This window comes from Clavibacter sepedonicus (genome assembly GCF_000069225.1).
GTDB lineage: Bacteria > Actinomycetota > Actinomycetes > Actinomycetales > Microbacteriaceae > Clavibacter > Clavibacter sepedonicus.
Genome location: NC_010407.1, coordinates 2,306,104 through 2,329,098, shown reverse-complemented (window position 1 = coordinate 2,329,098; position 22,995 = coordinate 2,306,104). Strand labels below are relative to the sequence as shown.

At 75.4% G+C, this 22,995-nt stretch carries 22 protein-coding genes; 16 read left to right on the top strand and 6 right to left on the bottom strand.

Translation table 11 applies throughout. The features are described 5' to 3' along the window. Positions 1 to 43: 43 nt before the first annotated feature. The 4 genes from CMS_RS10895 to CMS_RS10880 all read left to right on the top strand — a co-directional run bounded on the left by CMS_RS10895 (position 44) and on the right by CMS_RS10880 (position 8,663). Positions 44 to 1,054, top strand: a complete 1,011-nt coding sequence (locus CMS_RS10895) for an AAA family ATPase (RefSeq protein WP_041464635.1) — start codon at positions 44 to 46, stop codon at positions 1,052 to 1,054. Next, complete coding sequence (locus CMS_RS10890; protein ID WP_012299502.1) at positions 1,051 to 2,628, top strand: DUF58 domain-containing protein; 1,578 nt, start codon at positions 1,051 to 1,053, stop codon at positions 2,626 to 2,628. Before CMS_RS10895 ends, CMS_RS10890 begins: the two co-directional genes overlap by 4 nt. After that, positions 2,625 to 5,138, top strand: a complete 2,514-nt coding sequence (locus CMS_RS10885) for a transglutaminase-like domain-containing protein (RefSeq protein WP_012299501.1) — start codon at positions 2,625 to 2,627, stop codon at positions 5,136 to 5,138. The genes CMS_RS10890 and CMS_RS10885 overlap by 4 nt, the downstream gene beginning before the upstream one ends. Positions 5,139 to 5,228: 90 nt before the next feature. After that, entirely contained in the window at positions 5,229 to 8,663 is a 3,435-nt protein-coding gene (locus CMS_RS10880) for an FtsK/SpoIIIE domain-containing protein (protein WP_012299500.1), read from the top strand. On the opposite strand, the gene CMS_RS10875 is transcribed toward CMS_RS10880, so the two are convergent. Then, positions 8,653 to 9,663, bottom strand: coding sequence for an asparaginase (locus CMS_RS10875; RefSeq protein WP_012299499.1), 1,011 nt, complete (start codon positions 9,661 to 9,663; stop codon positions 8,653 to 8,655). The two genes, CMS_RS10880 and CMS_RS10875, sit on opposite strands and share 11 nt — an antisense overlap. Beyond that, complete coding sequence (gabT, locus tag CMS_RS10870; RefSeq protein ID WP_041464634.1) at positions 9,663 to 11,078, bottom strand: 4-aminobutyrate--2-oxoglutarate transaminase; 1,416 nt, start codon at positions 11,076 to 11,078, stop codon at positions 9,663 to 9,665. Before gabT ends, CMS_RS10875 begins: the two co-directional genes overlap by 1 nt. 71 nt (positions 11,079 to 11,149) lie before the next feature. Between gabT and CMS_RS10865 the strand changes: the two genes are divergently transcribed. Beyond that, positions 11,150 to 11,641, top strand: coding sequence for an OsmC family protein (locus tag CMS_RS10865; protein WP_012299497.1), 492 nt, complete (start codon positions 11,150 to 11,152; stop codon positions 11,639 to 11,641). Here CMS_RS10865 and CMS_RS10860 read toward each other — a convergent pair. Continuing rightward, positions 11,638 to 12,600: an IS481 family transposase gene (locus CMS_RS10860; RefSeq protein ID WP_012299496.1), complete on the bottom strand. Its 963-nt coding sequence runs from the start codon at positions 12,598 to 12,600 to the stop codon at positions 11,638 to 11,640. The two genes, CMS_RS10865 and CMS_RS10860, sit on opposite strands and share 4 nt — an antisense overlap. A 210-nt stretch (positions 12,601 to 12,810) precedes the next feature. Between CMS_RS10860 and CMS_RS10855 the strand changes: the two genes are divergently transcribed. Then, positions 12,811 to 13,773, top strand: a complete 963-nt coding sequence (locus CMS_RS10855; protein ID WP_012299495.1) for an IS481 family transposase — start codon at positions 12,811 to 12,813, stop codon at positions 13,771 to 13,773. Between the two features lie 10 nt (positions 13,774 to 13,783). Here CMS_RS10855 and CMS_RS10850 read toward each other — a convergent pair whose 3' ends face one another. Both CMS_RS10850 and CMS_RS10845 read right to left on the bottom strand, forming a co-directional pair. Then, on the bottom strand, positions 13,784 to 14,302 hold the full coding sequence (locus CMS_RS10850) for a GNAT family N-acetyltransferase (RefSeq protein ID WP_012299494.1): 519 nt from the start codon (positions 14,300 to 14,302) through the stop codon (positions 13,784 to 13,786). Between the two features lie 44 nt (positions 14,303 to 14,346). Beyond that, a complete protein-coding gene (locus CMS_RS10845) occupies positions 14,347 to 14,838 on the bottom strand; it encodes an alpha/beta fold hydrolase (RefSeq protein ID WP_158309440.1) in 492 nt (163 codons plus the stop codon). Between the two features lie 131 nt (positions 14,839 to 14,969). Here CMS_RS10845 and CMS_RS10840 point away from each other — a divergent pair, with 131 nt between their 5' ends. The 9 genes from CMS_RS10840 to CMS_RS10800 all read left to right on the top strand — a co-directional run bounded on the left by CMS_RS10840 (position 14,970) and on the right by CMS_RS10800 (position 21,689). Continuing rightward, positions 14,970 to 15,872 (top strand): DMT family transporter, encoded by a 903-nt coding sequence (locus tag CMS_RS10840; protein ID WP_041465007.1) that lies wholly within the window; start codon positions 14,970 to 14,972, stop codon positions 15,870 to 15,872. Between the two features lie 27 nt (positions 15,873 to 15,899). Beyond that, the gene (locus tag CMS_RS10835) at positions 15,900 to 16,160 is read left to right on the top strand and encodes a ribbon-helix-helix protein, CopG family (RefSeq protein WP_012299491.1); all 261 of its coding nucleotides are present in this window, start codon (positions 15,900 to 15,902) and stop codon (positions 16,158 to 16,160) included. 110 nt (positions 16,161 to 16,270) lie between these two features. After that, on the top strand, positions 16,271 to 16,966 hold the full coding sequence (gene nucS / locus CMS_RS10830; RefSeq protein WP_012299490.1) for an endonuclease NucS: 696 nt from the start codon (positions 16,271 to 16,273) through the stop codon (positions 16,964 to 16,966). A gap of 162 nt (positions 16,967 to 17,128) precedes the next feature. Further along, a complete protein-coding gene (locus tag CMS_RS10825) occupies positions 17,129 to 17,308 on the top strand; it encodes a hypothetical protein (RefSeq protein ID WP_041464633.1) in 180 nt (59 codons plus the stop codon). Positions 17,309 to 17,357: 49 nt separating this feature from the next. Next, positions 17,358 to 18,059: an HAD family hydrolase gene (locus CMS_RS10820; RefSeq protein ID WP_012299489.1), complete on the top strand. Its 702-nt coding sequence runs from the start codon at positions 17,358 to 17,360 to the stop codon at positions 18,057 to 18,059. 124 nt (positions 18,060 to 18,183) lie between these two features. Beyond that, entirely contained in the window at positions 18,184 to 18,645 is a 462-nt protein-coding gene (locus CMS_RS10815; protein ID WP_012039555.1) for a MarR family winged helix-turn-helix transcriptional regulator, read from the top strand. Positions 18,646 to 18,712: 67 nt separating this feature from the next. After that, the gene (locus tag CMS_RS10810) at positions 18,713 to 19,582 is read left to right on the top strand and encodes a M56 family metallopeptidase (RefSeq protein WP_012299488.1); all 870 of its coding nucleotides are present in this window, start codon (positions 18,713 to 18,715) and stop codon (positions 19,580 to 19,582) included. A 268-nt stretch (positions 19,583 to 19,850) separates the two neighbouring features. Then, positions 19,851 to 20,960: a VIT1/CCC1 transporter family protein gene (locus CMS_RS10805; RefSeq protein WP_012299487.1), complete on the top strand. Its 1,110-nt coding sequence runs from the start codon at positions 19,851 to 19,853 to the stop codon at positions 20,958 to 20,960. A 66-nt stretch (positions 20,961 to 21,026) separates the two neighbouring features. Beyond that, positions 21,027 to 21,689: a HEAT repeat domain-containing protein gene (locus CMS_RS10800; protein WP_012299486.1), complete on the top strand. Its 663-nt coding sequence runs from the start codon at positions 21,027 to 21,029 to the stop codon at positions 21,687 to 21,689. Between the two features lie 348 nt (positions 21,690 to 22,037). On the opposite strand, the gene CMS_RS10795 is transcribed toward CMS_RS10800, so the two are convergent. Beyond that, positions 22,038 to 22,241: a hypothetical protein gene (locus CMS_RS10795; RefSeq protein WP_041464632.1), complete on the bottom strand. Its 204-nt coding sequence runs from the start codon at positions 22,239 to 22,241 to the stop codon at positions 22,038 to 22,040. A 15-nt stretch (positions 22,242 to 22,256) separates the two neighbouring features. On the opposite strand from CMS_RS10795, the gene CMS_RS10790 reads away from it, so the two are divergent. Further along, the gene (locus CMS_RS10790; RefSeq protein WP_041464631.1) at positions 22,257 to 22,985 is read left to right on the top strand and encodes a hypothetical protein; all 729 of its coding nucleotides are present in this window, start codon (positions 22,257 to 22,259) and stop codon (positions 22,983 to 22,985) included. Positions 22,986 to 22,995 lie beyond the last annotated feature (10 nt).

The following is a 22,995-nucleotide window of genomic DNA, read 5'->3' as shown; positions in this document are numbered from 1 at the left end:
ATCCCGCCGGACGACGCGGCCGCACCCGAGAGGCACGCCCCCCATGACGATGACCGCCGACGAGGCCCGCGCCTTCCAGGACGAGTTCGCGCGCCTGGTGCGCAACGTCGAGCAGGTGCTGCTCGGGAAGTCCCACGTGGTGCGCCTCGCCTTCACCGCCATGGTCACGGGCGGGCACCTGCTGCTCGAGGACGTGCCCGGCATCGGCAAGACGTCCCTCGCGCGCGCCATAGCGCAGACCGTCGACGGCACGCACAGCCGCGTGCAGTTCACGCCCGACGTGCTGCCCGGCGACATCACGGGCGTCAGCGTCTACGACCAGCGCACGGGCGAGTTCGAGTTCCACCGCGGGCCGGTGTTCGCGAGCATCGTGCTGGCCGACGAGATCAACCGCGCGAGCCCGAAGACCCAGTCGGCGCTCCTCGAGGTGATGGAGGAGGGCCGCGTCACGGTCGACGGCACGCCGTACGACGTCGGGCACCCGTTCATGGTCATCGCCACGCAGAACCCGATCGAGCAGGCAGGCACCTACGCGCTGCCCGAGGCGCAGCTCGACCGGTTCCTGCTCCGCACCTCCATCGGGTACCCGGACCACGAGTCGATGCTGCGGATCCTGCAGGGCGCGTCCGTGAGCGCGCACGACGTGACGCTCGCGCCCGTCGCGTCGGCGGCGGCCGTGCGGGCGCTGCAGGAGCGCGCGGGGACCGTGCACGTGGATCCCGCGGTCGCCGACTACGTGGTGCGCCTCGTCGACGCGACCCGCGCCGCGCCCGAGGTGCGGCTGGGCGCGAGCGTGCGCGGTGCCCTCGCCCTCGTGCGCGCGTCCCGTACCTGGGCCGCCGCCGACGGCCGGCACTACGTGGTGCCCGACGACGTGAAGGCGCTCGCCGAGCCCGTGCTCGCGCACCGCCTGCTGCTGGATCCCGAGGCCGAGTTCGACGGCGTGACGCCCACGAGCGTGCTGTCGCAGATCCTCATCGAGACCGCGCCGCCGCGCGACGGGCACGCGGGGGCGCGGGCCGCGGGGCCGTCCGCCGCGCGGCCGGGCGGATGAGCGCGGTCGGGACGCGCGGCGGCGCCGACGCCGCGGATCCCGCCGCCGTCGCGCGCGCCGTCGCGCCCGCTCCCGAGCCCGGCGCCGCCCCTGCCGTCGCCGGTGCTGCCGGTGCTGCCGGTGCTGCCGCCGCTGCCGCTGCTGCCGGTGCTGCCGGCCCCGCCCCTGCCGTCGCCCGGCCGCGCCACGCGCTCGCGCGCCTGGTCGCGGTCGTCACGCCGCTCGGCCGCGTCGTCGCGCTGGGCGCCGTCCTCGCGGGCGCGGCCGGCTACGCGCTGGGCTGGCGCGAGCTCGTCGCGGTCGGGTGGACCGCCGGCGCCCTCTGGCTCATCGCGCTTCTCCACCTCGTCGGGTCGTCCGGCGTCGAGGTGTCGCTGCGCCTCCCGCGCGACCGCGTGGTGGCGGGGGAGCGCGCGCCCGCGACCGTCGCCGTCCGGAACCCGCTGCGCCGCCGGGCCGTCGGGCTCACGGTGGAGGTGCCGGTCGGATCCGGTCTCGCCGAGGTCCACGTGCCGTCCCTCGCGCACGGCCACACCCACGAGGACGTGTTCGTGGTGCCCACCTCGCGCCGCGGCGTGATCGCGCTCGGCCCCGCGCGCATCGTCCGGGGCGACCCGATCGGCCTGGTGCGCCGCGAGTCCGCCGAGGCCGCCGCGACCCGGCTGCTCGTGCACCCGCGCACGCTCGCGATGCCCAGCACGAGCACGGGCTTCGTCCGCGACCTCGAGGGCCGCGCCACACGCGACCTCACCGACAGCGACGTGTCCTTCCAGTCGCTCCGCGAGTACGTGCCGGGCGACCCGGTGCGGCACATCCACTGGCGCTCTACCGCGAAGACCGGCGTGCACATGGTGCGGCGGTTCGAGGAGATTCGGCGGAGCCACATCATGGTCGCGCTGTCGCTGCACGCGGGGGACTACGGGGACGGGGAGGCGGCCGTCGCGGAGGCGGGCGCGCCGGCGGGCGGCGCCGGGGCGATCCCCGCGGGCGGTACCACGGTCGCGGCCGGGCACGCGGCGGGCGCGCTCGCCGGATCCACCGCCGACGCCGAGTTCGAGCTGGCCGTGAGCGTCGTCGGATCCCTGGGGGCGCGCGCCATCGTCGACGCGCGCACCCTCCAGGTCGTCGCGAGCGCCGACCGCACGGCACGGCGCGTGCGCCGCCTCCCGACCGTGCCGACGCTGCCCGGCCTCGCCCGCACCGTGGCCCGCTCCGGCCCGCCCGGATCCCGCTCCGCCCGCCTCCGCCGCCTCGCCACCGTCACGCGCGACCGCCTCCTCGACGACCTCGCCGAGATCACCGCATCCGACCGGGCGGCGTCGCTCGTGGAGCTCGCCCGGGCCGCGTCCGACGAGGTCGCGGGCGTGTCCGTCGTGTTCCTCGTCTGCGGCACCGGGGCCGCACCCGCCGCGATCCGCTCGGCCGCCGTCGGCTTCCCGCCCGGCGTGCAGGTGGTCGCGGTGGTCTGCGACCCCGAGGTCGAGCCGGGACTCCGCCGCCTCGGCGACCTCTCCGTCCTCACGATCGGCTACCTCGACGACCTCCGCGGCGCCCTCCAGCGGAGCGCGTCGTGAGCGCCGCGGGTTCCCGCCGCGCGGCTCCCGGTCGCGACGCGGGCCGCCCCCGCGTCCCGGCCGGATCCCGCGACCCGGGCCGCACGCTCGTCCCCGTCCTCGCGATCGCGCTCCTCACCGGCCTCGCCGCCGCGGCCTTCTGGCCCGTCTACCGCGATGCGTCGTTCGTGCGGATGGCGGGGATCACGCTGGTCGTCGGCGCGCTCGTCGCGGTCGCGGGCGCGCGGTTCCGCTGGGGGAGCGCGGTCGTCGCGGGCGCGGTCCTCGTCGCCTTCCTCGCGCTCGGCGTGCCGCTCGCGGTGCCCACCGGGGCGGTCGACGGCTGGCGGCCCACGCTCGCGGGACTCGGCGAGCTCGTCGAGGGCGCGTCGCTCGGCGTCGTCCGGCTGCTGACCATCGCGCTCCCCGTCGGCGACTACCAGGCGCTCCTCGTGCCCGCGTTCGCGCTCGTGCTGCTCGGCTCCGTGATCGGCGTCTCGGTGGCGCTGCGCGCCCAGAGGCCGGAGCTCGCGGTGATCCCGTCCCTCGTGATCCTCCTCGCCGCCGCCGCCCTCGGCCCCGACCGCAGCCAGGGCCCGGATGCGCCGGACGTCTCCGGCCTCCTCGTCCCCGTCGCGCTGGCCTGGCTCGCGACCGCCCTGCTCTGGATCGCGCGCTGCCGCTGGCGCCGTCGGCACCGCGCCGTGCGCCGCCTCGGCCGGCAGTCGGGGATCCCCGCGGAGTCCGCGTCCGACCGGCGCCGCTCGGGGACGCGGGCCGGGGCGGCCGCGGCCGTCGTGCTCGCCGTCGCGCTCGTCGCCGGGGTGGCCGCCACGGGCGCCGCCCCGCCCGACGCGTCCCGCACCGGCCTCCGATCCGCGGTCGAGCAGCCCTTCGACCCGCGCGAGCAGGTCAGCCCGCTCTCCTCCTTCCGCACCTACTGGAAGACCCCGGCGGTGGACGGCACGCTGCTCACCGTCGCGGGCCTGCCCGCGGGCGGCCGGGTGCGCCTCGCCGCGCTCGACACGTACGACGGCGTCGTCTACGGCACGGGCGGCGCGCGCGGCAGCGTCGACGCGTCGCGCACGGGTCAGGCGTCCGGCACCTTCGCGCGCGTGCCCTACCGGCTCGACCAGACGGGCGTCGCCGGCGACGACGTGACCCTCGACGTCGTCATCGACTCCTACCGCGGCGTGTGGCTCCCGGGCGCGGGCCGCCTCGAGCGCATCGCCTTCGCGGGTGACGGCGGCGGGCGCCTCGCCGACTCCTTCTACTACGACGACGCGACCGCCACCGGCGCCGTCATCGGCGGGCTGACCACGGGCGACGCGTACGAGATCGAGGCCGTCGTCGCGTCCACCCCGCCGCTCGAGGCGCTCGCGGACGAGCGCCCGGGCGATGCCGTGGCCCCGCGCCCCACGAGCGTGCCCGACGAGGTCGCCGCGCGCGTCGAGGCCTCGACCGCGGCCCCCGACGGCGCGACCGCGGGCGGCGCCGACGCGGGCGCCGGCACCTCCGCCTCGCCCGGGGCGCAGCTCGTCGCCGCGATCTCCGCCCTCCGCGCCGACGGCTACGTCAGCCACGGCGTCGGCGACGCGCCCTTCAGCCGGTCGGGGCACTCGGCCGAGCGGATCGCCGACCTCCTCACCACCCGCCCCATGCTGGGCGACGCGGAGCAGTACGCGGTCGCGGCCGCGCTCATGGCCGACGACCTCGGCTTCCCCGTCCGCGTCGTGATGGGGTTCGCGCCCGGCGAGGCGGCCGTGCGCGAGGCCGACGGCGGCCCGGTCGCGGTCCGCGGATCCGACGTCACGGCGTGGATCGAGGTCGACACGGCGTCGTCCGGCTGGGTCGCGGTGGATCCGAACCCGCCCGTCCGCGACGTCCCCGACGCCCTGCCCGACGAGCCCACCGAGGTCGCCCGTCCGCAGACCGTGCTGCCGCCGCCCGCCGAGGAGCAAGCCGAGCCCGAGGACCGCACGCCGCCGGACACGGGCCGCGACGACCGGCCCGAGGCGGATCCCGCGCTCCAGGCCGTGCTCGCCGCCGTGCGCGTCGCCGGCTGGTCGCTCCTCGGGCTCGGGCTCGCGGCGTCGCCCTTCCTGGCAGTGGTGGGCGCCAAGGTCTCCCGGCGGCGTCGGCGGCGCAGGGCGTCGGCGGCGCGCGACCGGGTCGGCGGAGCATGGGACGAGTTCCGCGATGGCGCGCTCGACCGCGGCCTCGTGCCGGCCGTCGCCGCCACGCGTCGCGAGGTGGCGCGGCTCGTGGGCGTGGGCGGCGCGCGCGGGCTCGCGGACATGGCCGACGAGTCGGCGTTCGCGCCGGGCGACGTGCCGGATCCGCTCGCCGACGCCGCCTGGCGCCGCGTCGACGAGCTGGCGGCGCGCATGGACGCGGGCCGCTCCCGGCGGCAGCGGATCCGGGCGATGGTGTCGCTCGCGTCGCTGCGGCGGGCGAGCGGCGGGCGGGCGGGCGGCGCGGGCTCGCGGGCTCCTGGCGGGCCTGCTGTGCGGCGTCCTCCGCGTCCCTGACGCCTCCTCCCCAGGGCCAGGAGGCTGCCGCGGTCCACGATGCGCGGACGCCCGCCCGCCGCGTCGCCGTGCTCGTGGTGTCCTCGGCCGGTGGACATCTCCCCGCCCCCGTCGCCCGTACCCGCCCCGCCGCCCCCGTTCCCCGTGCTCGGCGTCGCGGCGCCCCTCGTCGTCAGCGTCGCCGTCTGGGCCGTCACGCGCTCCCCGTACGCGCTGCTGTTCGCGGCGCTGGGTCCCGTGGTAGCGGTCGCGGGCGTCGCGGACCAGCGCATCTCCGGCCGCCGCTCGGCCCGCCGGGTCGAACGCGAGTCCCGCGCCGCGTTGGCGCGCCTGCACGCCGAGGTGCGGGCCCGCGTCGCCGCCGCCCGCACCGCCCTGCGCTCCCGGGCTCCGTCCGCGCGCGAGATCCTCGACGGCAGCGCGAACCCCGCGCTCCTCTGGCGGGCGGATCCGGGCGACGGCGGCACGCTCCCCATCGCCCTCGGCACGGGCGAGGTGCCGAGCGGCCTGGTCTGGCGCGGGGATCCGGACGCGCGGGTGCCCGACGCCGAGGAGCGCTCCGGAGGCGGCACGCTCCGGGCCCGCCTGTCCGGCCGCTCCCCGCTGCGGCGCATCAGGCGGGCTCGGGTCGACGCCCGAGCAGCGGTGGCGTCCTCGGCCGCGCACGACCCTGCCCGGTGGGCGGATCTCGTCCGCTGGGTCCCCGACGCCCCCGTCTTCGTCCCCGCCGCCGGCGGCCTCGGGCTGCGCGGGGCTCCCGCCCTGGTCGAGCCCGTGCTCCGGGGCGTCGTCGTCCAGCTCGTGCACGCCCTGCCGCCGGACGACCTCCGCATCGCGTCGCGCCCGGCCGGGCCCGAGTGGGACTGGCTCGAGCGGCTCCCGCACGCGGCGGAGGGGCTGCGCGAGGCGCGGACCGGCGCGGACCGCCCCGCCGCGCCGGGCGTCGTGCCGGGCGCGGTGCCGGGGGAGCCGGGCGCCTCGGCGATCCGCCTCGTGCTCGGCGCGCGGGAGGTCGTGCTCGCCGCGGCGCCGCGGGTCGAGTCGCTCCCGGCGGCGTGCCGCACGGTGCTCGACGTGCGCACCCCGGGAACGGCGCGGATCCTCGCGGCCGACACCGTGCCGGACGCCCCGGACGCCCTCCTCGCCCTCGACGCCCTGCCGTCCACGGCGACAGCCCCGTCCCACGTGCTCCCGCCCGTCGGCGGCCGCGTCGGGATCCCGTCCCCGCGCGTCACCCGCACGGGCCTCGTGCGGCCCGACCTCGTGTCCCTCACGGAGGTGGAGCGCCTCGCCGACGAGCTCGCCGACCTCGCGCGGCGGCGCGGCCTGGCGGCGGCGCGGGCGCCCCTGCCCTCGCGTGTGCCGTTCGCGGAGCTGCCGGTCGCGGGAGCCCCGGGGACGTCGACCCTCGGGCTCGCGGCGGGCGACGGATCCGACGCCGGCTGGGACGGCGTCGCGCCCACCCGCCGACCGCGCACGCTGGCTGCCGTCATCGGTATCGGGCACGCCGGTCCCGTGGCCGTGGACCTCGTCGCGGACGGCCCGCACGCCGTCGTCGCCGGCACCACGGGCAGCGGCAAGAGCGAGCTCCTCGTCACGTGGATGGCGGCGCTCGCCGCGGCGCACCCGCCCGAGGAGGTCACCGTGCTCCTCGTCGACTTCAAGGGCGGCGCGGCGTTCGACCCGCTGCTCGTCCTCCCGCACGCCGTCGGCCTGGTCACCGACCTCGACGGGCAAGGTGCGCGGCGCGCGCTCGAGAGCTTGCGCGCGGAGATCCGCCATCGCGAGCGCGTCCTCCGCGAGGCCGGCGCCCGCGACGTCGACGACCCCGCCGCCGCGGGCGTCCTGCCTCGCCTCGTCATCGTCGTCGACGAGCTGGCTGCCCTCCTCGCCGATCAGGACGGCCTGCACGAGGTCGTCGCCGACATCGCCGCACGGGGCCGATCGCTCGGCATGCACCTCGTGCTCTGCACCCAGCGCCCGTCCGGTGTCGTGCGCGACGCGGTGCTCGCCAACTGCGACCTCCGCCTCTCGCTCCGCGTCAACAACGAGGCCGACAGCCGGGCGCTCCTCGGCACCGCCGAGGCGGCCCGCCTCTCCGACGCGCCCGCCGGGCGGTGCCTGGTCGGGGCGCACGGCGCGCCGACGCGCCCGTTCCAGGTGGGGGTGACGACGGCGGACGACCTCGCCCGCATCGCCGCCGCCCGCGCGACATCCGCCCCCGTCCGGCGCCCGTGGCTGGATCCGCTGCCCGCGTGCGTCCCGCTCGCCGACCTCGCCGCGGTGCCGCCCCTCGCCAAGCACGGATCCGCGTCCCCCGGGGTCGGTGCGCCCGCCGTCCCGTTCGCCCTCGTCGACCTGCCCGCGGAGCAGCGCCGGGCGACGGCCGAGTGGTGCCCGGCGACGGACGGCCACCTGCTCGTCATCGGCGGCCCGGGATCCGGCCGCAGCACATGCCTGCGCACCATCGCCGCGTCCGCCGCCGCGTCCGGCGTCGACGTGGTCCACGTGCCGGCGGACGCGGAGGGCTGCTGGGACGCGGTCGCCGCCGTCGTCTCCCGCATCCGCGACCCGCGCCGCGCCCGGGATCCGCTCCTCGTGCTGGCCGACGACCTCGACGTCGCCGTCTCCCGGCTCGATCCCGAGCACCAGGCCGCCCTGCTCGAGGGGATGGCCGCGGTCGTCCGCGAGGGACCGCACGCCGGGGTGGCGCTCGCCGTCTCGGGACGTCGGGCGGGCGGGCCGCTCCAGGCCGTGGCCGCCGCCGCGGGCCCGCCGGTGATCCTCGCTCTCCCAAGCCGCCAGGAGCACGTGCTGGCGGGCGGTGACGGCCGCCTCTTCGACGCCCGTGCCACGCCGGGTGCGGGGGAGTGGCGCGGCGAGCGGATCCAGGTCGCGCAGCCGCCCGAGGTCGAGGCCGAGCCCGAAGCCGAGTCCGCCCGGCGCGGACGCGCGGCCAGCCGTCCGGGCGTCGTGGATCCCGCGCCGCGCGCGGTCCTCGCGGGCGGTGCCGTCCACGCGCTCGTCACGCCGTCGCCCGTCGTCCAGGTCGCGCGCCTCCGGGAGATGGGCGTCGACGCCGTCGAGGCCACCCGGATCCCGCCGGGCTGGTCCCCGGATCAGCCGTTCCCCGGCGCGGCCGGAGACGGCGCGGCGACGCGACCCGAGGTCGGCCACGGCGGGCACCCGGACGGCGGCCGCGCGGCGCGCCCCCGCGTCGTGGTCGGGGATCCCGACGCCTGGCTGCTGCGCGCTCCGCTCCTCGCGGATCTCCGCCGCATCGGCGACGTCGTGATGGAGGGCTGCACCCCGCGGGACGCGCGCACGCTCCTGCGCGTCCGCGCGGTGCCGCCGCCGCTCGCCCCGGTCCCCGGCCGCGCCTGGCGCATCACCCCGGACGGCGACGTGCGCCGCTGCTCGTGGCCCCCGGTGATGCCCGGGCTGCCGGTCGCCCCCGCGCAGGCGGAAGCGGCGGCGACAGCAGCAGCAACAGCCCCCGTGCAGCCCGCCGGGGTCAGCCGATGAGCGCCGGGGACACCCGGATCTCGCCCACAGGCACGCCGCCGCCGAGCACCGCGAGGTCGAGCTCGGGGCGCACGCGCTCCACGTCGTCCCGCGTGATCGCGCCGGCCTGGGCCAGCAGCTCCAGCGCCACGATCGTGGATGCCCGGAGGCTGCCGTCGAGCGTCTTCGATGCCACCGTCGTGCCGTCGGGGGCGGTCATGATCATGATCCCCTCGGCCCCGCCCTTGGCGAACAGGCCGAGATGCTCGATCACGACGGTGTTCGCGCGGCCGGGGCCGTCGATGGCCCAGCCATGGGCGCGCACCGCCGCGGTCAGCGCCGCCGCGTGCCGGTACAGCGCGAACGGCGAGCCGGGCGCGGAGGTCGCGATGCGGTGGATCCCGCGGGCGAGCGCCGTCAGCGACATCGCGTGCACGGGCGCGCCGCACCCGTCGATGCCCGTCGTGGCGATCCGCTCGCCCGTGAAGCGCTCGACGACGTCGCGGATCCGCACCTGCAGGGGGTGGTCCGGGTGCAGGTAGTCGTCGGTCGACCAGCCGTTGGTCACGCAGGCGAGCAGCATCGCGGCGTGCTTGCCGGAGCAGTTCATGTAGACGGGCGACGCGGGGATCCCGGCCCGCACGAGCTCGTCGCGCGCGGCCCGGTCGAGCGGCCAGTCGGCGGGGCAGCGGAGAGCGGACTCGTCGAGGCCGGCCTTCGCGAGGATCCCGCGCACGACCTCGACGTGACGCGCGGTCGCGGCGTGGCTGGCGGTCGCCAGCACGTGCTCCTCCTCGGTGAGCTCCGCGCCGCTCGCGAGCACGGCGAGCGCCTGGAACGGCTTCATGCTCGAGCGCGGGAACACGGGCGTGGTCGCGTCGCCCACCTCGCGCAGCACCTCGCCCGCGGGCGACAGCACGACGGCCGCGCCGATGTGGCGCGACTCCACGAAGCCGCTGCGCTCGAGCACCGCGAGCTCCACGGCGCCTTGGACGGCGATAGTCTCGACGGACGTCCCCATCAGAGGGCCCGGAACGCGTCGGCGAGCACGCCGAGGGCGTCGCCGAGCAGCTCCTCGGAGATCGCGAGGCTCGGCAGGAAGCGCAGCACGTTGCCGTACGTGCCGGCCGTGAGGATGATCACGCCGTGCGCGTGGCAGTACGCCGCGATGGCCGCGACCGCGTCCGCGTTCGGCTCCTTCGTGGTGGATCCCGTGCCCGGCTGCACGAGCTCGATCGCGATCATCGCGCCGATGCCGCGCACGTCGCCGATGATGTCGTGCTCCTGCTGCAGCTCGGTGAGCGCGCGGTGCAGGTGGTCGCCGATGCGCGTGGCCTCGTCGAGCAGGCCGTGCGTCTCGATCGCCTCGAACACGGCCACCGCGGCAGCTGCCGCGACGGGGTTGCCGCCGAACGTGCCGCCGAGCCCGCCGGGGAGCGCGGAGTCCATGATCTCCGCGCGTCCGGTCACGCCCGCGAGCGGCAGGCCGCCCGCGATGCCCTTGGCCGTGAGCACGAGGTCGGGCACGAGGCCGAGGTGCTCGCTCGCGAAGAAGCGGCCGGTGCGCGCGAGTCCCGACTGGATCTCGTCGGCGATGAAGACCACGCCGTTCGCCGTGCACCACTCCTGGAGCGCGGGAAGGAAGCCGTCGGCCGGCACCATGAAGCCGCCCTCGCCCTGGATGGGCTCGGCGACGACGCACGCGAGGTCGGTCGCGCCGATGCGCTTCTCGAGGTACGAGATCGTGCGGGCCGCGGCCTCGGCTCCCGAGAGGCCGTCGTGATAGGGGTAGGAGCTGGGCGCGTGGTACACGTCGCCGGCGAAGGGGCCGAAGCCGGTGCCGTAGGGCGACGCCTTGTAGTTCATCGCCATCGTCAGGTTGGTGCGGCCGTGGTAGCCGTGGTCGAGCACCGCCACCGCGCGCCGTCCGGTGTGCTTGCGCGCGATCTTCACGCCGTTCTCCACGGCCTCCGCGCCCGAGTTCACGAGCACCGTGCGCTTCTCGTGCGTGCCGGGCGTGTGCTCCGCGAGCAGCTCCGCCACGCGCACGTACTCCTCGTACGGGGTGACGGTGAAGAGCGTGTGGATCACGTCGCCGAGCTGCGCGGTCGCCGCGTCCACGACCTCCTGGCGGGTGTGGCCGACGGTGGTCACGCCGATGCCGGCGCCCAGGTCGATGAAGCGGTTGCCGTCCACGTCCTCCACGATCGCGCCGTGCGCGCGGGAGATGTAGACGGGCAGCAGGGAGGAGACGCCGGGCGGCACCACGCGCTTCCGGCGCTCGTGCAGCTCGCGCGAGAGCGGGCCGGGGATCTCCGTCACGATGCGTCGCTCCTGCGGCACCTGGGGGCGCGCGTCGCGGGCGGACGCGGCGGGGGAGTCGGAGGCGGAGCCGGCAGGGGTGCCGACGCGGGCGGAGTCCAGGGTGTCTGTCATGATCCGGCGAGTTTACCCGCGCGGGCAGCGGGATCCGGGAGGGTCGCGGCCCCGTTCGCTACCGTGATCCCATGCAGATCGAGCACCGCTACGCCCTGTCCGTCGAGTGGACGGGCGACCGCGGATCCGGCACGTCCGACCACCGCTCCTACGGCCGCGACCACGTCGTCCGCGCGGCGGGCAAGCCCGACCTCCTCGGATCCGCCGACCGTCCGTTCCGCGGGGACGTCGACCGCTGGAATCCCGAGGAGACCCTCATCTCCGCGCTCGCGCAGTGCCACCTGCTCAGCTACCTGCACGCGGCTGCGACGGCGGGCGTCGTGGTCGTGGGCTACAGCGACGAGCCCACCGGCACCATGCGGCAGACGGACGGCGGGGGCGGGCACTTCGTCGAGGTCACCCTGCGTCCCGTCGTCACGGTGCGGGATCCCGCGCACGTCGAGCTCGCGACGTCGCTGCACCAGGGCGCCTCCGAGCGCTGCTTCATCGCGTCGAGCGTCAACTTCCCCGTGCGCCACGAGCCGCGCACGGTGCTCGAGGCCGAGGCCGAGCCCGACGCCTAGGTGTAGTTCCCAGTGAGGTTGTGAACGCGTTCGGCGGGCGTGAGTCCGCCGATGCCGGTGTGGGGGCGGTGGTGGTTGTAGTGATGCAGCCAGGCAGGGTAGGTCGCGGCGCGGGCCTCGTCGGTGCGATAGGGATGGGCGTAAGCCCATTCCGTGGCGAGGGTGCGGTTGAAGCGCTCGACCTTCCCGTTCGTCTGGGGCCGGTACGGGCGGGTGCGTTTGTGCGTGATCGATCCGAGCGCCTCGGTGAAGGCGTGGGAGCGGTAGCAGGAGCCGTTGTCCGTCAGGACACGGATCACGGTGATGCCCGCGGTGGTGAAGAACGCGTTCGCGCGGGCCCAGAACGCGGCGGCGGTCTCCTTGCGCTCGTCGGTGAGGATCTCGGAGTACGCGAGTCGGGAGTGGTCATCCACGGCGTGGTGCAGGAACGCGTATCCCCGCCCGGTCCGGGGAGTGTTCCTCCGGCCGGCCGCTCTGCCGAGGACTCGGTGCCCGCCGCCGTCCGGGATGCGGCCGAGCTTCTTGATGTCGACGTGGACCAGATCTCCCGGTGAGGAGTGCTCGTAACGTCGCGCGGGCGAGCGTCGGACGGGGAGTCCCGTCGCGGAATCCAGGTGCGTGAGCAACGGCATCCGGTAGCGACGGAGGACCCGCTCGACCGTGGAACGGGGGATACGCAGGTGGTAGCTGATGCGGTGCGGGCCCCACCGGCGAGTGAATCTCAGCGCGACGATCCGCCGCTCCCGACGCCGACTCGTGCGGGTCGGTTGCCGGTGCGGGCGGGATGAGCGGTCCGTCATCGGCAACCCGGCCCGATACCGGCGAGCCCATCTCGACGCCGTCGCCGGCGAGCACTGGAACCTCTCCGCCGCACGCCGGACCGGCCACCCGTCCTCAACGATCAACCGAGCAAGCCGAACCCTGCCCACGGGAGTGAACGGGGCATTAGCGTGAGTCACGAAGACCTCCGGTGATGACGTGTGCTTGGTAACTCACATCGTCCCGGAGGTCTTCGCTATCCGCTCACGCGTTCACAACCTCCCGAGGAACTACACCTAGCCCGCCCGCGCTGCTGTACCCGGCCGTGACGTTGGTGACACTTCTGGCGGCGTGAAGAGGCCTCCTGGCTTGATGGAGCTGTCTAGTTCAACCATCGCCAGGAGGCCTCGATGTCCCACGCTAATGCCCGGTTGACTGTTCATGGCCGTCTTCTCCTCGTTCGCCGGGTAGTCGAGGATCGTCGTCCGGTGTCGCATGTGGCTCGCGAGCTCGGGGTGTCGCGTCAGTGCGCGCATCGGTGGGTGGCCCGGTTCCGTCAGGAGGGTGTCGCGGGGCTCGCGGATCGGTCCTCGAGACCACGGTCGATGCCGGCGAGGACGAGTCCGGAACAGGAAGGCGCCGTGCTGGCTGCGCGCGCGGAACTTCGGTTCGGGCCCGCCCGGCTGGCTCCGGTGACGAGCGTTCCGGCCCGCACGATCTCCCGGATCCTGCGCCGGCACGGGGCGCCGCCGTTGGCATGGTTGGACCCCGTCACCGGGGCCGTGATCCGGGCATCCCGGTCAACGGCGCACCGGTATGAGCACGAGCATCCGGGTGATCTGATCCACGTGGACGTGAAGAAGCTCGGGAGGATCCCGGACGGAGGCGGCTGGCGGGTCCACGGGCGCAGCGAGCAGGTCCGCGGCCGCGGGATCGGGTTCGATTACGTCCATGCCGCGGTCGATGACCACACCCGTCTCGCCTACGCGGAGATCCATCCCGATGAGAAAGGCGCGACCGCGGCCGGGTTCCTGACCCGCGCAGCGGCGTACTTCGCCGGGCGCGGGATCACCCGGATCGAGCGGGTCATCACGGACAACGCGTTCGCCTACCGGCACTCGACCGTGTTCAAGAACGCCGTCCAGGACCTGGGCGCGCGGCAGAAGTTCATCCGCCCGCACTGCCCCTGGCAGAACGGCAAGGTCGAGCGCTTCAACCGGACCCTCGCGACCGAGTGGGCCTACCGGCAACCCTTCACCGGCAACCAACACCGGGCCGACGCGCTTGACCCCTTCATCGAGCACTACAACACTGAACGAATCCACTCAAGCCACGGGCTCACGCCCGCGGCCCGAGTGTCACCAACGTCATGACCCGGTACAGCTAGCCCGCTCGGAGCTCCCAGCGCACCTCGCCGTCGACGCGCGCGTCCGTCGGCCTGAGCCCGAGCCGGCGCGCCACGGCCCCGGATGCCGCGTGATCCGGGTGGATGTGCGCCCGCACGATCGCGACGCCGTCCTCCCGCAGCCACGCGACCATCGCGGCCGCGCACTCCGCCGCCGCGCCGGATCCCTGAGCCGCGGTCCCGACGAGCCACGCGACCGCCGCCACGCGCGCGTCGCGCTCGACCGTCACCGTCGCCTGCACGAACCCCGCCGCCCGCCCGGACGCGCGCTCGCGGAGCACCCACACCAGCCAGCGCGCGGATCCGTCCGGCGAGCGCCCCGCAGCCTGCCGCGCGAACCGCTCCCGCAGCACGTCGAGCGTCGGCGGCTCGCCCCCGGTGAAGCGGTACAGCGCCGGATCCGCGAGCACCCCGACCATCTCCCCCGCGTGCCCGACCACCAGCGGCTCGAGCGCGAACCGCGCCGTGACGAGCACGGGAGCCGGCGACATCGTCATCGCCCGAGCCTCCCACGCGCCGTCCGGGTGAGGGACCGCCGAGCTCAGCCGAACGCCTCCGGCAGCGCCGCCGTGAACTCGTCGAAGCGGCTGTACCAGACGGAGTGCGCGGCCCCCGGGATGCTGCGCACGTCGACGCCCGACGCGGCGAGGCGCGCAGCCTCCTCCGCGCTCACGAAGCGGCTCGGATCCGCGCGCACGACGATGGATCCCGGCTCGGGCTCCCACGCGTACGACGGGACCGCGGCGAGCGCCGCGGCGGTCGCCGGGTCGAAGCGCTCGGCGGCACGGCCCTCGACCTCCCGGTCGCGCTCGGAGTACTCGGGCCGCGAGATCCGCAGCGCCTCGGCGGTGCGGCCCCAGCGGTCGTGCTCGTAGGCGGCGGCCACCTCGACCGGATCCTCGCTGCCGAGGACCTCGAGCGGCGCGTCCACGTAGACGACCACGTCGGGTCGCCGCTCCGGGAATGCCTCCCCGAGCACGATCCCGCCGAACGAGTGCCCGATGGCGAGCGCCGGCCGTCGTCCCCGTCGCACCCCGCCGATACGCTGACGACGTGACACCCCGCGGCGCATCGGCGCCCTCCGCATCCGCCACCCCGCCCGCATCGCCCGTCGCCGCGCTCTCCGCTCCCGGCGGCCGCCGCATCGCCGTGCAGTTCGCCGCGATGGGCACGGTCTGGGGCGCGAGCTTCCTCTTCATGAAGGTGGCGCTCGAGGGCGTCTCGTTCGGCCAGGTCTCGTGGACGCGGCTCGTGCTCGGCGCCGTCGCGCTCGGCCTCATCGTCGCGGCGCGCCGCCTGCCGCTGCCGAAGGAGCGCGTCGTGTGGCTGCACTTCGCGGTCGTCGGCGTCGTCGGATCCGCCGTCCCGTACTCGCTGTTTGCCTGGGCCGAGCAGCACGTCACCTCGGGCGTCGCGAGCATCTACAACGCGACCACGCCGATCATGACCGCGCTCCTCGCCACCCTCGCGTTCCGCGTCGAGAAGCTCGGGCGGCGGCAGCTCGCGGGCATCGCGCTGGGCATCGTCGGCGTGGTCGTGATCATCGGCCCGTGGCGCCTCGCCCCGAGCGCCGAGGCGGCCGCGTCCGGCGAGCCGCCGCTCGAGCTCGCCGGCCAGCTCGCGTGCCTCGGCGCGGCCCTCTGCTACGGGATCACGTTCGGCTACCTCCGCCGCTTCCTCACGCACCGCGGCATCCCCGGCGTCGTCACCGCCTTCATGCAGATCGGCATGGGCGCGGCGGCGATGATCCTCGCGACCCCGTTCCTCGCGACCGGCCCGGTGGCGCTCGACCTCCCCGTGGTCCTCAGCCTCGTGGTGCTCGGGGTCGTCGGCACGGGCCTCGCCTACCTCTGGAACATGAACGTGCTGCTCGCCTGGGGCCCCACCGCCACATCGACCGTCACGTACATCACGCCCGTGGTCGGCGTCGCGCTCGGGATCCTCGTGCTCGGCGAGACCCTGCACTGGAACGAGCCCGCGGGCGCGGCCCTCGTGCTGCTCGGCGTGCTCCTCTCGCAGGGGCGCCGCCGTGCCGCGCGCGGATCCACCGCGCCGACCATGGTCTGATGCGCACTTCCGTATGACGATGAGTGCATGGCGCGCATCATCAACGGCAGGGAAGTCGACGAGTCCCAGGTCGACGAGTGGGTCGACGAGGCGGAGGCGGGATACGACGTCGGCACACTCCGCTCTCGCTGGGGCCGCGCTCCCCGGGGGGAGTCGGCCGCGAAGGTCATCCCCGTGCGACTCACGGAAGCCGAGCTCGAGGCCGTGATGGCTCGTGCGCAGCGCGAGGGGCTGAACCGCTCCGAGGCCATCCGCGCTGCGCTCGACGCCTGGTCGCACGCCGCGTGATCGTCCGTGCTTCGGCGCGGAAGCACGGCGTGGCGGACGAGGACGTCATCGCCGCCGCCACGGACACGGCCGCGACGCGCACCCCGCCGACGCCCGGATAGGCTCGCCGGGTGCGTCTCGTCATCGCCCGCTGCTCCGTCGACTACGCCGGCCGCCTCAGCGCGCATCTCCCCCTCGCCACCCGCCTCCTCATGGTCAAGGCCGACGGGAGCCTCCTCGTCCACTCGGACGGCGGCTCCTACAAGCCCCTCAACTGGATGAGCCCGCCCTGCTCCATCGTCGAGGTCGAGCCCGACGACGACCAGGCGCTTGCGGGCGTCCGCGAGATCTGGCGCGTCATCCAGCCGAAGACCGCGGACATGCTCGTCGTCTCCATCCACGAGGTGCTGCACGACTCCGCGCACGACCTCGGCGTCGACCCGGGCCTCGTGAAGGACGGCGTGGAGGCGCACCTGCAGAAGCTGCTGGCGGAGCAGATCCACCTGCTGGGCGACGGCCACGAGCTGGTGCGGCGCGAGTACATGACGGCCATCGGACCGGTCGACATCCTCGCGCGCGACGCGGCGGGCAAGTCGGTCGCGGTCGAGCTCAAGCGCCGCGGCGACATCGACGGCGTCGAGCAGCTCACGCGCTACCTCGAGCTGATGAACCGGGATCCGCACCTCGCGCCGGTCACGGGCGTCTACGCCGCGCAGGAGATCAAGCCGCAGGCCCGCACGCTCGCCGAGGACCGCGGCATCCGCTGCCTCCTCCTCGACTACGACGCCATGCGCGGCATGGACGACGGGCACTCCCGCCTGTTCTGATCCGCCTGCCGCGACGGGCCGCCCCGCGACGGGCGACTCCGCGGCGCCTGTCCGCCCACGGTCGCATCCCGTCGCGGGGGTGTCCACTGCTACGAGCCCGTCCCTAATGTCGGACGGGCGACGCATCACCGCCGCATGGTCGGGGGTCGATGTGATGGGGTCATGGTCTACGTGTCGATGATGGGGCCGTTCAAGCGCGGCACGTTCCACCTGATCCTGTGGTCGCTGCTGAACCCCGTGTACTGGATCCTGCACTCCATCGCCGCGTACAAGGGCCTCTGGCAGCTGCTCACACGGCCGCACTACTGGGAGAAGACCGAGCACGGCCTCACCCAGCAGTGACGGTGCGCGTTCCCGGCCGGCACCCGCGCGACCCTCGTAGGGTGGCAGCGTGACCGCACCCGACACGTCCACGCCGTCCCCCGTCGCGGGCTCCGCGCCCTGGAGCTGCATCCTCTTCGACCTCGACGGCACCATCACCGACTCGGCCCCCGGGATCACGGCCCAGCTCGCGAAGACCCTCGTCTTCATGGGCCTGCCCGTGCCCGGCCCGGCCCAGCTCCTCGAGTACGTGGGTCCGCCCATCCTCGACTCGTTCCGCGACCTCGCCGGCATGGACGACGACGCCCAGCAGCGCGCGCTCGCCCACTACCGCGAGGGCTACGCGGGCGGCGGCGTCTTCGACAGCTCGGTCTACGTCGGCGTGCCCGAGGTGCTGCGCGCGATCCACGCGGCCGGCATCCCGCTCTCCCTCGCCACCAGCAAGCCCGAGTCGCAGGCCCGCCGCGTGCTCGACCACTACGGCCTCACCGAGCTGTTCACCGAGATCTGCGGCGCGAGCGAGGACGAGGTGCGATCCGCGAAGGCCGACGTCATCGAGGAGGCCCTGCGCCGACTCCGCGCGGCGGGCGTCGACCTCGGCAACGCGGTGATGGTGGGCGACCGCGAGCACGACGTGCTCGGCGCCGCCGCCCACGGGATCCCGACCGTGATGGTCGGCTGGGGCTACGGCAGCCCGGCGGAGGCGGCGGGCACCATCGCGGTGGTCGACACGGCCGCCGAGCTCGAAGCCCGGCTGCTCCCCGCGGCGTGACCCGGCGCCTGAGCGCGCCGCTCCGAATGCCTCACATGTCGGAGCTTTTCCACAGATCCAGCTGTTGGCCCCCGTTCGGGCGGGGTTAGCAACACGGAGTGACAGAATGACCCGCGGAGGAACCATGTCAACACCGCAGGACCTGCAGGACCCGCTCGCGCTCGACAGGCAGGTCAGCTACTCGCTCGTCGTCGCCGCACGCAGCGTGACCGCCCTCTACCGACCCATCCTCGACCCGCTGGGCCTCACCCACCCCCAGTACCTCGTGCTCCTCGCGCTCTGGGCGCGCGGGCCGCGCTCGGTCAAGGACCTCAGCCACGAGCTCCAGCTCGACAGCGCCACGCTGTCCCCGCTCCTCAAGCGACTGGAGGCCATGGGCCACGTGTGGCGCGTGCGCCGGGCCACGGATGAGCGCGTGCTGGAGATCGGCCTCACCGACCAGGGCCGCGAGCTCCGAGAGAAGGCCGTCGCCATCCCGCAGCAGATCCGCGACCGCCTCTCCATGACGGAGGAGCAGCTCGAGGGGCTGAAGACCGTGCTGAGCCAGGTCATCGACAACGCGAAGGCGCTCCCCGAGACCATCTGACCGGATCCCCGGTCTCTCGCATCCCGCATCACCGGCATCCCCGCACCACCCGATCGGAGCGCGACCAGTGAGCGACACGGTCCGCGCGGTGCTTCTGCTGGAGTGCTACGTCACGGTCACGCTCCTGGCTCCGCTCCTCCTCGGCCGCCTGCCGCTCGTCGCGCAGCGGCCCGTCGCCATGCTCGCCGCCTGGCACGGGTTCCTCGTCACGGCGGTGCTGAGCCTCGGGTCCGGGCTCGGCCTCCTCATCCACCAGGGCATGGCGATGCAGGCGGGCACCGGCCCGCAGCAGGACGCCGACACGGCGCCCGTCGCCGCCATCCCGCTGGCCTACCTGGCCGCGGGCGTGCTGGGCGTGCTGCTGTTCCGCATCGTGGAGGAGGGCGGGCGCGTCGTCCGCGAGGCCAGGCGCCGCGCGGGCGAGGTGGCGACGCTGCTGCTCGCGTCGCGCCCGTACCGGGTGGCCGGGCGGGACGCGCGCCTCGTCGAGTCGGACGTGCCGCTCGCCGCGCTCTCCCCCGCGACCGGCGTGATCCTCCTCACCACCGAGGCGCGCGCCCGTCTCGACGACGACGAGCTCGCGGCGGTGCTCGAGCACGAGACCGCCCATCTGGAGCAGCGGCACGCGGTCGCGGTGCGGATCGCCCAGGTCTCGCGCGCGATCCTCCCGGCGCTGCCCGCGAGCCAGCGCCTCGCGCTGTCCACCACCATCGCCATCGAGTTCATCGCCGACGACCACGCGGCCCGCGTCTCCGGGCCGACCACGGTCGCCTCGGCGCTCCGCAAGCTGGATCCCGACGGCGGCCTCTCCGCGCTCCGCGCCGACCGCATGGACCACCCCCGCGGCGGGCACCGCGTCGCGCTGCGGCTGCTGTGCGCGGTCGCGTGCGCGCTGCCCGTGCTGCCGCTGGTGATCGTGCTGCTGCCGTCGGCCTGACGCCGCTGGCCGCAGGGCCGCTCGCCGCCGGCCCGCTCGGACCCGTGCGCTAGGGTCTCCTCTCGAAGGGGAGTAGTCCCCCCCCGGCCCTCGGGCCGGACGGCGATGCGTCGACATGCTGGCCCCCGGGCCCGGTGCATCACCCGCCAGAGTCCGTGAGGGCGGCGGGCGGACGAGACCTTCGGCCAGACGAACGACAGGCGCACCACGCGCCGTCGCGTCGGCCGGAGCCCTCCCGGTTCCCGGCCGTCGCCCGACCGGAGGACCCATGACATCCATGCCCCCTGCCCGAACGCCCGATCCGACGCCCGCGCAGGTGCGCCGCTGGCGGCAGTACCTCGCCGACGAGCGCGCCGAGGCCGCCGTCTACCGCGACCTGGCCGGCCGCCGCACGGGCGAGGAGCGCGACATCCTGCTCGCCCTCGCCGAGGCGGAGGGCCGCCACGCCGACCACTGGATCGAGCTGCTCGGCGACAGCGTCGGCAAGCCCGTGCGCGGCGACATCCGCACGCGGATCCTCGGTCTCCTCGCTCGCCGCTTCGGATCCGTGTTCGTGCTGGCCCTCGCGCAGCGCGCCGAGAGCCGCTCCCCGTACGCGGACGACGCCGACGCCACCGACGCGATGGCCGCCGACGAGCGCGTGCACGAGGAGGTCGTGCGCGGCCTCGCCACCCGCGGCCGGATGCGCCTCTCCGGCACCTTCCGCGCCGCCGTGTTCGGCGCGAACGACGGGCTCGTCAGCAACCTGGCGCTCGTCCTCGGCATCACGGCCACGGGCGTGCCCAACGCCGTGATCCTCGCGACGGGTCTCGCGGGCCTGCTCGCCGGCGCGCTGTCGATGGGCGCGGGCGAGTTCGTGTCGGTGCGCTCCCAGCGCGAGCTGCTCGAGGCGTCGGCCCCGGATCCGGGCACGCGCGACGCGCTCCCCCACCTCGACGTCGACGCCAACGAGCTCGCCCTCGTCTACCGCGCCCGCGGCATGACGGAGGACGAGGCGCTCGCGCACGCCGCCGAGGTGCTGCGCGACCTCGCGGCCGAGACCCGGCCGATCCCCGTCAGCATCGCGGGCGTCGCCGCATCGGAGGACGACCACGAGAGCGTCGGCACCGCCTGGGGCGCGGCCATCTCGAGCTTCTGCTTCTTCGCGTCCGGCGCCGTGATCCCCGTGCTCCCGTACCTCTTCGGCCTGCAGGGCCTCGCGGCGCTCGCCATCGCCTGCGTCCTCGTGGCCATCGCGCTGTCGATCACGGGCGCGGTCACCGGCCTCCTCTCGGGCGGCCCGCCCCTGCGTCGCGCAGGACGCCAGCTGCTCATCGGCTTCGGCGCGGCCGGGGCCACCTACCTGCTGGGGCTGCTCTTCAACACGCAGGCCGGCTGATCCGCCGGCCCCGCCGCGCGTGACCGGCGGCGGGGCAGCCCTGCCGCAGCCGATACGGTTGTCGGCATGGCTGACGGAGATGACCCCCGCCGTCGCGAGGACTCCCTCGCGACGCGCATGAGCGACGCGGTGTCGCGCACGAGCGAGCGGGAGGTCGCCCTGCGGGCGATGGGCCTGCTGGACGGGCTGTACGAGGGCGACGACTTCCTGCTGCTGGTCGGCGGGCGCCACGCCCGCGGGATCCTCAACGGCGCGCCTCCCCTCTACTGGCCCGAGGCCTGGGGCGCCCGCGCGCTCCTCTACGCCTGGACGCCCGAGGCCGCGAAGGTCGTCGAGAAGAACCTCACGAACCGCGCCTGGCGCGTGCGCGAGGCGTGCGCGAAGGTCGTCGCGACCCGGCAGCTGCCGCTCGTGCGCGCGCTCACCGTGCTCGTCACCGACGAGAACGCCCGCGTCCGCGGTGCCGCCCTCCGTGCGCTCGGCGCCGTCGGCGGACCCTCCGACGAGGACGTCATCCGCCGCGCGCTCACCGACCCCGACACCTCCGTCCGCGTCGCCGCGCACGACGGCTTCGAGTCGCTGGCCGAGCGCCACGACTCGGTGCGGTCGCCCGCCGCCCGCCATGCGGCGGCGGCCGCGGAGGCGAGCCCCCCGGACGCCCCGGACGCCCCGGATGACGCTCCCGAGCGGGACGCGGGAGCTGACGCCGGAGCTGACGCCGGGAGCTGACCTGCGCCATCCGTCGCGACGCGGGGCCGCCGGCCGCACGGGATGCCGGCGCCTGTGCCTGTGCGCGGTACGCGAGGCGGGGACGCCCACCGGGCTAAGTTCACCCCACGCCGACGGCGGACGCCGTCGCTCCTCGCTACCACGCATCCGCTCCTCGACACCATCTGGGAGAGCCGTCCCCCACGGGGCACGGGCGTCGCGAGGGGCCAGGCGCCCATCCGCGCATCGCGCGGAACCGACCGAGGTGCCTACATGCCCACTCCCCGCCAGCTGTCCACCGCGCTCCTCGTGACCGCCGCCGCCGTCTCCGCCTCGTGCCTGGTGGTGCCCGCCATCGCCGCGACGGCGTCAGGCGGCACCTCCGTCCGCGGGGTCGCACGTGCACGCCTCCGCGCTGCACGTCGAGCACCACGGCACGGCGACCCCGCCGGCCGCGTCGCGGCTGCTGACGCGAGATGCCGTCACGCTGCGCCAGGCCGCGCGCACCACCGGCCCGGACACCGTCACGACCGTCACCACGGACGCCGCGGCGACCGCGACGTTCCAGGTCACCTATGTGGGCTTCCCGTGCAGGCGCGCGCCGACTTCCAGCGGGCGGTCGACGTCTGGTCGCACGTCATCAGCTCGCCAGTGCCCATCACCGTCTCCGCGCGGTACGAGCACCTGGGCGCGGGCATCGGCGGACAGGCGGGCCCGTCGACCTACCGGACCGACTTCCGCGGTGCCCCGCGACCGCACACGTTCTACGCCGAGCCCCTGGCGAACAAGCTGGCAGGGCACCAGATCGATCCGAGCCCGGACATCGAGGCGGAGTTCGACTCCGACGCGAGCCACACCCACTTCGGCACGGGCCCGATCGGCCCCGATCAGGTGGACTTCGCCTCCGCCGTCCTGCACGAGCTCGGCCACGGCCTCGGCTTCGTCGGCGCGGCCACCGTGGAGCACGGGCGCGGGGCAATGGGCACGCCCGGGTACCCGCTCGCCTTCGACACGTACACCCGCGCGGCCGACGGCCGGTCGCTGCTGTCCATCGCGGATCCGGTGCAGCTGGCTGCGCAGCTGCAGACGCCCGGTCTCGTGTTCGACAGTCCCCAGGTGCGCCAGGCCGGAGGCGGCAAGGCCGCCCGTCTCTACGCACCCACGACGTGGGACGGCAGCAGCTACTCGCACCTGGACGAGGCCACCTACCCCGAGGGCGATCCGGACGAGCTGATGACCCCGGTGCTCGCTCGCGGGCACGCGGTGCCCGGCCCCGGGCCCGTGACGGTCGCGGTGCTCCGCACGCTCGGCTGGTGAGCGGGGGCTG